Source organism: Aestuariivirga sp., assembly GCF_044239095.1.
Taxonomy (GTDB): Bacteria; Pseudomonadota; Alphaproteobacteria; order Rhizobiales; family Aestuariivirgaceae; genus Aestuariivirga.
This window is the reverse complement of record NZ_JBIICB010000194.1, coordinates 1-8,207: the sequence shown is the minus strand read 5'-3', so window position 1 is coordinate 8,207 and position 8,207 is coordinate 1. Positions and strand designations below refer to the sequence as shown.

The 8,207-nt window shown below is 61.8% G+C and carries 11 protein-coding genes; 10 read left to right on the top strand and 1 reads right to left on the bottom strand.

What is annotated here, in order from left to right; all coding sequences use genetic code 11:
- Window positions 1–206 precede the first annotated feature (206 nt).
- From ACILRA_RS15940 to phnN, 10 genes are read left to right on the top strand one after another with little or no spacing between them, the layout of a single operon-like run.
- Window positions 207–854, top strand: a complete 648-nt coding sequence (locus tag ACILRA_RS15940; RefSeq protein ID WP_395663064.1) for a DapH/DapD/GlmU-related protein — start codon at window positions 207–209, stop codon at window positions 852–854.
- A gap of 11 nt (window positions 855–865) precedes the next feature.
- A complete protein-coding gene (gene phnG / locus ACILRA_RS15935; protein ID WP_395663063.1) occupies window positions 866–1,327 on the top strand; it encodes a phosphonate C-P lyase system protein PhnG in 462 nt (153 codons plus the stop codon).
- Window positions 1,328–1,343: 16 nt separating this feature from the next.
- Complete coding sequence (gene phnH, locus ACILRA_RS15930) at window positions 1,344–1,907, top strand: phosphonate C-P lyase system protein PhnH (protein WP_395663062.1); 564 nt, start codon at window positions 1,344–1,346, stop codon at window positions 1,905–1,907.
- A complete protein-coding gene (locus ACILRA_RS15925; protein WP_395663061.1) occupies window positions 1,907–2,992 on the top strand; it encodes a carbon-phosphorus lyase complex subunit PhnI in 1,086 nt (361 codons plus the stop codon). The genes phnH and ACILRA_RS15925 overlap by 1 nt, the downstream gene beginning before the upstream one ends.
- Complete coding sequence (locus ACILRA_RS15920) at window positions 2,989–3,825, top strand: alpha-D-ribose 1-methylphosphonate 5-phosphate C-P-lyase PhnJ (RefSeq protein WP_395663060.1); 837 nt, start codon at window positions 2,989–2,991, stop codon at window positions 3,823–3,825. Before ACILRA_RS15925 ends, ACILRA_RS15920 begins: the two co-directional genes overlap by 4 nt.
- The gene (gene phnK, locus ACILRA_RS15915; protein WP_395663059.1) at window positions 3,822–4,592 is read left to right on the top strand and encodes a phosphonate C-P lyase system protein PhnK; all 771 of its coding nucleotides are present in this window, start codon (window positions 3,822–3,824) and stop codon (window positions 4,590–4,592) included. The genes ACILRA_RS15920 and phnK overlap by 4 nt, the downstream gene beginning before the upstream one ends.
- Window positions 4,593–4,595: 3 nt before the next feature.
- On the top strand, window positions 4,596–5,276 hold the full coding sequence (gene phnL, locus ACILRA_RS15910; protein WP_395663058.1) for a phosphonate C-P lyase system protein PhnL: 681 nt from the start codon (window positions 4,596–4,598) through the stop codon (window positions 5,274–5,276).
- Between the two features lie 3 nt (window positions 5,277–5,279).
- Window positions 5,280–5,987: a DUF1045 domain-containing protein gene (locus ACILRA_RS15905; RefSeq protein WP_395663057.1), complete on the top strand. Its 708-nt coding sequence runs from the start codon at window positions 5,280–5,282 to the stop codon at window positions 5,985–5,987.
- A complete protein-coding gene (locus ACILRA_RS15900; RefSeq protein WP_395663056.1) occupies window positions 5,984–7,123 on the top strand; it encodes an alpha-D-ribose 1-methylphosphonate 5-triphosphate diphosphatase in 1,140 nt (379 codons plus the stop codon). Before ACILRA_RS15905 ends, ACILRA_RS15900 begins: the two co-directional genes overlap by 4 nt.
- Window positions 7,120–7,773, top strand: coding sequence for a phosphonate metabolism protein/1,5-bisphosphokinase (PRPP-forming) PhnN (gene phnN, locus ACILRA_RS15895; protein ID WP_395663055.1), 654 nt, complete (start codon window positions 7,120–7,122; stop codon window positions 7,771–7,773). Before ACILRA_RS15900 ends, phnN begins: the two co-directional genes overlap by 4 nt.
- Here phnN and ACILRA_RS15890 read toward each other — a convergent pair.
- On the bottom strand, window positions 7,672–8,207 hold a 536-nt coding region (locus tag ACILRA_RS15890), incomplete at its 5' end, for a PhnE/PtxC family ABC transporter permease (RefSeq protein WP_395663054.1). The two genes, phnN and ACILRA_RS15890, sit on opposite strands and share 102 nt — an antisense overlap.

Genomic DNA, 8,207 nt, shown 5'->3' with positions numbered 1-8,207 from the left:
CGGAATGCCGCGAGACGCGTTGGCTGTGCGAGCGCTGTGAAGGCTTCGATTGCTGTTATGCTTTCCATATGTCGAGAGTCATCGACAAATTGTCTGACAGTCATGTGACAGAATTTCCCGTGCCCCGGCACGGGTTTGACGCTCGGTGCCTATTCGTCATACGAGTGTTATGAGGTTAGATCACCAAGCTCACCAGGAGTGTTGCCATGCCCCAGCTAGGACCGGAACCATATCTTCATCCAAACGCGGTGGTGCGCCAGTCCCGCCTTGGAGCCTTCGTGGAAATCGGGGAGGGTAGCCATATTTTCGAATCCGAACTTGGCGATTACAGCTATACGGCGCGTTATGCTGATATAGCTTACACGACGATCGGAAAGTTCGTGAATATTGCTGCTTTCTCCCGGTTCAACCCGGGCGAGCACCCCTATCATCGGGCCTCGCTTCATCACTTCATGTATCGCTCGAGCTACTACTGGCCGGACGAGACCGATGAGCAGGCAGTCTTTGACTGGCGGCGGTCGCGGCCAGTGCGGGTCGGACATGACAGCTGGATAGGTCACGCCGCCGTGATCATGAAGGGTGTCACCGTCGGCACAGGAGCCATCGTGGCCACCAATTCAGTCGTGACAAAGGATGTGCCTCCCTATGCCGTCGTGGCAGGCACGCCCGCCCGGATCGTCAAGTGGCGGCATCCCCAACCAGTGGCTGAGCGGTTGCAGACGCTTGCCTGGTGGGACTGGGATCATCAGACCCTGCGCACGGCGCTGCCCGACTTCCGGGCCCTGTCCGCTGAAGCCTTTCTGGAGAAATACGAGACGCTACGGTCGCGTCATACAGCCGTTACAATCGGCTGATTAGTAATCCCATGATTTCCGAGCTAAACATTGAACACTCGGCAGCACGCGCGGCCTGGATGCGATTGCTGTCGCTTTCGGCTTGGAACGACTTTGATTCGTGCGGGCGCTGCTTTGCTACCACCCCGCACGTGATGCTGCGTAACCCGGAGACGGGCCTGGTGATGCTGCGAGGCCGCATGGGATCGACGGGAGCGGCCTTCAACCTCGGCGAAGCCACCGTCACGCGGTGTGCTGTGCGGCTGAACAGCGGCGAGGAGGGTCATGCTTACGTTATGGGCCGCAACGCTGCTCACGCCCATCTGGCGGCCATCTGCGATGCCCTCCTGCAGACGGAAGAAGGCGCCTCAGACGTTCGCGGCAAGGTGCTGGCACCCCTCGAAGTCAAGCTGCAAGAGTCTCAAATACTGGCTTCTACCAAGGCCGCGGCCACGAAGGTCGATTTCTTCACCATGGTGCGCGGCGATGATTGATCACGGTTTCGCCGATGTGGCGATTGATTCGGCTCGTGTTTTCCGGGCCATCATGCAGGCGATGGCTCGTCCCGGCCTCGTGATGAACGCAAGCCAATCGCTGGCGGCTCCGACACCGCTCTTGCAGACAACGGCGGCCGTTGCCCTGACGCTCTGCGACTTCCAGACGCCCATCTGGCTGGCGCCTGGCCTGCGCAGCGGCGAGGTGGATAGATATCTTCGCTTTCATTCCGGAGCGCCGATCACCGCACGGATTGAAGAGGCGCAGTTTATTTTCGCCTTGGCGGATGATGTTCCCCAAATTCAAGCACTCGCGCTGGGCACTCATGAGTATCCCGACCGCTCGGCTACACTGGTGATCCAGGCCACGGGATTCAGGAACACGGATGTTGAACTCTCAGGCCCCGGCATCAGAGCGGCCGCCAGCTTCGGCGTCGAAGGTTTGGGTGCGCCGTTCTGGGCGGCCATGGCGGAGAACCGCACGCGCTTTCCTGTCGGCATTGATGTGATCTTTACAAGCAACAAGTCGATTGCGGCCCTTCCAAGGTCCACCGCCATCAAATTGAAGGAGATTGCCTGATGTATGTCGCCGTAAAGGGCGGTGAGCAGGCTATCGATGCCGCACACCGATTGCTGGCTGAGGAGCGGCGTGGCGACCCGGGCGTTCCCTCCCTGACTTTGGCGCAAATCGCCGAGCAACTCACCCTCGCAGTGGACAGGGTGATGAATGAAGGTTCTCTCTACGACCGGGAACTGGCAGCGCTTGCCGTCAAGCAGGCACGGGGCGATTTGATCGAGGCGATCTTCCTGATCCGCGCGACGCGGACCACACTGGCGCGGTTTGGCTACTCCGAACCTCTGGAAACACAAAACATGCGGGTGAAACGCCGCGTGTCCGCAGCCTTCAAGGACATCCCCGGCGGCCAGATTCTTGGTCCCACCTTTGACTACACACACCGCTTGCTTGACTTTTCCCTCGCCGGCGATCCTAAGCTTCCCGAGGCTGCAGCAGCGCCATCAGGCCTGCCCGGCGGATTGCCCCGTGTCCTCGCATTGCTGGATGCGGAAGGCCTGATCGAACAGCCGTCGGCGGATATGGGGCAACCCGGTGATATCACGCAGGACCCCCTGAACTTCCCGGCCGGCCGCGATCTCCGCCTGCAGAACCTGGCACGCGGTGATGAAGGGTTTCTGCTGGCGCTCGCCTATTCGACGCAGCGCGGCTATGGCCGCACCCATCCCTTTGCGGGTGAAATTCGCGTTGGCATGCTCGAGGTGAGCTTCACGCCGGAAGAGTTGGGATTTCCGGTCGTCATCGGCGAGATCACCCTCACCGAATGCGAGATGATCAACCAGTTCAAGGGGTCTGCAACGGTCAAGCCACAGTTCACCCGCGGCTATGGCCTGTGCTTCGGCCAGTCCGAGCGCAAGGCGATGTCCATGGCCCTCGTGGACCGCTCGCTCCGCGCGGGCGAGTTGGGCGAGGAGCGTATCGCCCCGGCGCAGGATGAGGAATTTGTGTTATCGCATTCTGACAATGTGCAGGCCACGGGCTTTGTCGAGCACCTGAAGCTTCCACACTACGTCGACTTCCAGTCCGAGCTCGTCATGCTGCGCCGGATGCGCAGCGATGATGGGAAGGACAAGCTGGAAGCTGCAGAATGAACGCGCCCGCCTATAACTTTGCTTATCTGAATGAACAGACCAAGCGGATGATCCGCCGGGCAATCCTGAAGGCCATCGCCATTCCCGGCTATCAGGTTCCCTTCGCGAGCCGTGAGATGCCGATGCCCTATGGCTGGGGCACGGGAGGCGTGCAGGTCACGGCAGCCATTCTGACGCCCGAGGACAGGTTGAAGGTGATCGACCAGGGTGCTGATGACACCACCAATGCGGTGTCGATCCGGAAGTTCTTCGTCAAGACTGCAGGCGTGGCGACGACCGAGCGCACCGCAGAAGCAAGCATCATCCAGACCCGGCACCGCATTCCGGAAGCGCCGCTGACCGAAGATCAGATCCTTGTTTTTCAGGTACCCATTCCGGAGCCACTTCGCTTTCTCGAGCCACGGGAGACCGAGACCCGCAAGATGCATGCGCTGGAGGAATATGGCGTCATGCATGTGAAGCTCTACGAGGACATCGCCCAGTATGGCGAGATCGCTACCACCTACGCCTATCCGGCCAAGGTGGCGGACCGCTACGTGTTCGATCCCTCGCCGATCCCGAAATTCGACAACCCCAAGCTTGATGATTGCCCGGCGCTGCAGCTTTTCGGCGCGGGCCGCGAGAAGCGCATTTATGCGGTTCCGCCTTTTACGAAGGTGAAGAGCCTCGACTTCGAGGACCATCCATTCGAGGTACAGAGGTGGAGTGAGCCCTGCGCGCTGTGCGGATCAACCGCGAGCTTCCTCGACGAGATCGTCATGGACGACAAGGGCAAGCGCATGTTCGTCTGCTCCGATACTGATTTCTGCGCAAAGCGGAGAGGCGAGGCATGAAGCCGCTACTCTCCGCGCAGAATGTCACCCGGTACTACGGCGAGCGCGCTGCCTGCCGCGATGTCACATTCGATCTCTACCCTGGTGAGGTTCTGGCGATCGTTGGCGAATCCGGTTCCGGCAAGACGACCCTGCTGCGCTGTCTCTCGGGTCATATGCCTGCAACCTCCGGAACCGTTTCCTACACCATGCGCGATGGACGTAGCCTCGCGCTCGATGCGATGAGCGAAGCGGAGAGGCGGCTGCTGATGCGCACCGACTGGGGCTTTGTCCATCAGGATGCGCGTGATGGCTTGCGCATGGGCGTGTCTGCCGGCGCCAATGTCGGCGAGCGCATGATGGCGGTGGGGGAGCGGCACTATGGCCGCATTCGCGCCGCCGCGGCGGACTGGCTGCAGCGCGTCGAGATTCCGGAAGATCGGATGGATGACAACCCGTGGTCCTATTCGGGCGGCATGCGCCAGCGCCTTCAGATTGCGCGAAACCTCGTGACGTCACCGCGGCTGGTGTTCATGGATGAACCGACGGGCGGGCTTGATGTGTCCGTTCAGGCAAGGCTTCTGGACCTCATCAGGGGGCTGGTGCGCCATTTGGATCTTGCGGCAATCGTCGTGACACATGACCTCGCTGTCGCGCGATTGTTGTCATCTCGTATGATGGTGATGCAGCAGGGACGGGTGATCGAACAGGGTCTGACGGATCAGGTCCTGGAGGATCCCCAGGCGCCCTACACGCAGCTTCTCGTGTCATCGGTGTTGCAGGTCTAAGTGATGTCAGACGTTCTCAGAATAGAAGGACTGGGAAAGACGTTCGAACTGCACCAGCAGGCGGGCGTACGGATTCCCGTTTTCGAAGGCCTCTCCGCGGCGGTGGATGCTGGTGAATCCGTTGCGGTAACGGGACCCTCAGGGCGGGGTAAGAGCTCGCTTCTCAAACTGATCTACGGAACCTACCGGGCCAGTGCAGGTGCTGTCCGCGTCTTTGCGGATGGTCGCTGGGTCGATGTGGTTACAGCCGAGCCGCGCGAGATGCTAGCACTGCGGCGGAGCACCATCGGCTACGTCACGCAGTTCCTGCGCGTCATTCCGCGCGTTCCTGCCGAAGCGGTGGTGGCTGAGCCGCTCATCGACAGAGGTGTTCCTGCAGACCAGGCAGTGGAGCGTGCGCGGTTGTTGCTTGACAGGCTCAATATTCCAGAGCGCCTGTGGCATCTCTCGCCCATGACCTTCTCCGGCGGTGAGCAGCAGCGTGTCAACATTGCACGTGGTTTTGCCGCCCATTTCCCGATCCTGCTGCTCGATGAGCCAACTGCCTCTCTCGACTTCGGGAACCGTCAGCGCGTGCTGGAACTCATCGCGGAGGCACGCAGCAGGGGGAGCGCCATCATTGGCGTTTTTCATGATGAGAATGAGCGCCGCCGCGCCTGCACACGCGAACTGGCACTGGGCTGACCGATGGTTGGGGCAGGCCTGATGCGCTACGCTGTCTATTTCGCCCCCCGGCCTGGAACGCTGCTGCACGCGCTTGGTTCAAGCTGGCTGGGGCGTGACAGCCACAGCGGCGAGGAGTTTCTGCAGCCTCCTGTCGCAGGATTGCATGGCCTTACGGCGGAGGCCCGGCGATATGGCTTCCACGCCACCCTGAAGCCACCATTTGCAATGCGAGATGGGATCGGCGGAGATGCAATCTTGCGCGCAGTCGCCGCATTGGCGGCCTCCGAAGCGCCATTTGAACTCGGGCTCCGGGTGGCTTTGCTCGATGGTTTCATGGCCTTGCTGCCGGACGCTCCCTGTCTGGCGCTTGACGCGTTGGCGGCCCGCTGCGTACGTGATCTGGATGGGTTCCGGCGCCCGCCGCCGGCCGCCGAACTGGCCCGCCGCCGCAAGGCACCGCTCACCCTGCGGCAGGACGAGAACCTTGAACGCTGGGGATACCCTTATGTGTTCGAGGACTTCCGGTTCCACATGACCCTTACAGAGCGGCTGCCGCATGATCAGGGTGACGCGCTCGTTGCCGCAGCGCGTGCGCATTTTGCGCCTGCGCTGGCGCAGCCTGTCGCCATCGACGGTTTGACTCTCTTTTGCGAGGCCGGGGCAGGGCGCCCTTTTCTCGCCATTCGCCATTTCCCGTTTCAGGGGCCGGTTGCGGAGGCTGCAGAATGACCGATTCTATCTTGACCAATGCACGCGTGGTTCTGCCCGGTGAAGTCCTCGAAGGGTCCGTCGTCCTGCGCGGTGGCAGGATCCACGAGATCATGGAAGGCAATGTGTCGTCCGCCGCGGATGACATGGAGGGTGACTACCTCGTTCCGGGCCTGGTTGAACTGCACACCGATCATCTCGAAAACCACTATCATCCGCGCCCGGGCGTGGCATGGCCGGCAATACCGGCGGTAATGGCGCATGACGCGCAGATCGCGGCCGCCGGAATCACGACTGTGTTTGATGCGCTGCGGGCTGGTACATTCGATCCCGGGGATCTCTCGGCCCATCACGCGAAAACTCTGTCAGCGGCGATTTTCGATGCCCAGCGGCAGGGCCGCCTGCGGGCTGAACACTTCATCCATCTCCGCTGCGAGCTGCCGTGCCCCGACACGGCAGAGGCCGCGGAGGGTGCCGCCGAAGCGGGTCCACTGCATCTCATCTCGATCATGGATCACACGCCGGGTGCGCGGCAGTTCGTGTCAATCGACAAGTTCAAGGAATATTACATCGGCAAGAAGATCGTCCGGGCCGAATTGATGGATGACTACATCGCCGAGCGCCAGGACCTTCAGGCCAGGCATGCAGCGCCCAACAAGCAGGCCGTGCTTGCGCTGGCCGCACGTCTGGGTACGCGGATCGCCAGCCATGACGACGCAACGGAAGCGCATGTCGAGGAGGCCATCGCGGACGGCGTGTCGATCGCCGAATTCCCCACGACGCGGGAGGCCGCACAGGCAGCCCACCGCAATGGCATTGCCGTCCTGATGGGGGCGCCCAATATCGTGCGGGGCAAGTCTCATTCGGGCAACATATCTGCCGCCGAAGTGGCCGCGAGTGGCCATCTTGACGTTCTGTCGTCCGACTATGTGCCCTCGAGCCTTCTTTCCGCGGTGTTCCGCCTCGCTGAATCCACTCCCGGCATGACGCTGCCGCGGGCCATGCGGATGGTCACGCTCAATCCAGCACGTGCTGCGGGCCTGGACGACCGTGGAGCGATTGAACCGCGCCGCCGCGCCGATCTTGTTCAGGTTCGTTTGTCAGACGGCATTCCAGTCGTGCGCCGGGTTTGGCGCGAAGGCAGGAGGGTAATGTGACACCGCTTGCGAATGGCCATCTCGTTCTGGTTGTCGGTCCCAGCGGTGCCGGGAAGGACAGTGTGCTCAATGGCGCGCGCGCGGCCTTCGCGGGCCAGCGCAACATGGTATTTCCGCGTCGGTTCGTGACCCGTCTCGCATCAGCTGAAAGCGAAGATCATGTGTCGATGACGGAGATGGAGTTTGCCATTGCGGTTGCGGAAAACGCATTCGCATTGTGGTGGCGTGCGCATGGCAATTGCTATGGTATCGGGCGCTCGGTTGAGGCCGACCTTGCCTTGGGAGGGGTGGTCGCCGTCAACTGCTCGCGTACCGCCATTACAGAGGCGATGGAGCGCTTTCCCCTTGTGACGGTCGTGGAGATCACCGCACCACCGGAGGTCCTGGTAAAGCGTATCGTTGCGCGCGGCCGGGAGACGCCGGAGCAGGCGCTGGCGCGGGTTTCCCGTGAAACACCATCTTTTCCAGCAGGCGTTCGCGTTGTCCGGATCCTGAACGATGGCAACCTCGGGGACGCCGTGCGGCAGTTTTGCCAGTTGCTGGTTTCGTTACAGGATTCGGCTGCGCACCCATGTGGACGCCCGCTCCACGGCGAGAACCAGCAGGAAAATCGCAATGATGATGGTCGCGGCCTGGTCATAGTCGAATAGCTCCAGCGAGACCTTCAACTCGATCCCGATCCCTCCTGCACCGACAAGGCCCAGCACCACCGATCCGCGTGTCGCCTTCTCGAGTGAGAAGAGCGAGGTGTTGATCATGGACGGCAGTGCCTGCGGAATGACCGAGGAGAAGATGATGCCGCTGCGGCGTGCACCCATGGCGGTCAGCGCTTCTCGCGGGCCCTTGTCCGTTTCCTCCATGGCCTCCGCGAAGAAGCGGGCGGCAAAGCCGATCGTGTCAACCATGAGCGCCAGCACGCCGGCCGCCGGGCCAAGGCCCACCGCGATCACAAAGAAGATCGCCCAGACGAGATCTGGGACGGTGCGGAAGAACGCCACCAGACCGCGTACCGCCCATACCAGCAGGGGATGTGGCGACAGGCTCGGCGCGGCGAGGATTGCCAGTGGCAGGCTGATGATGAGGC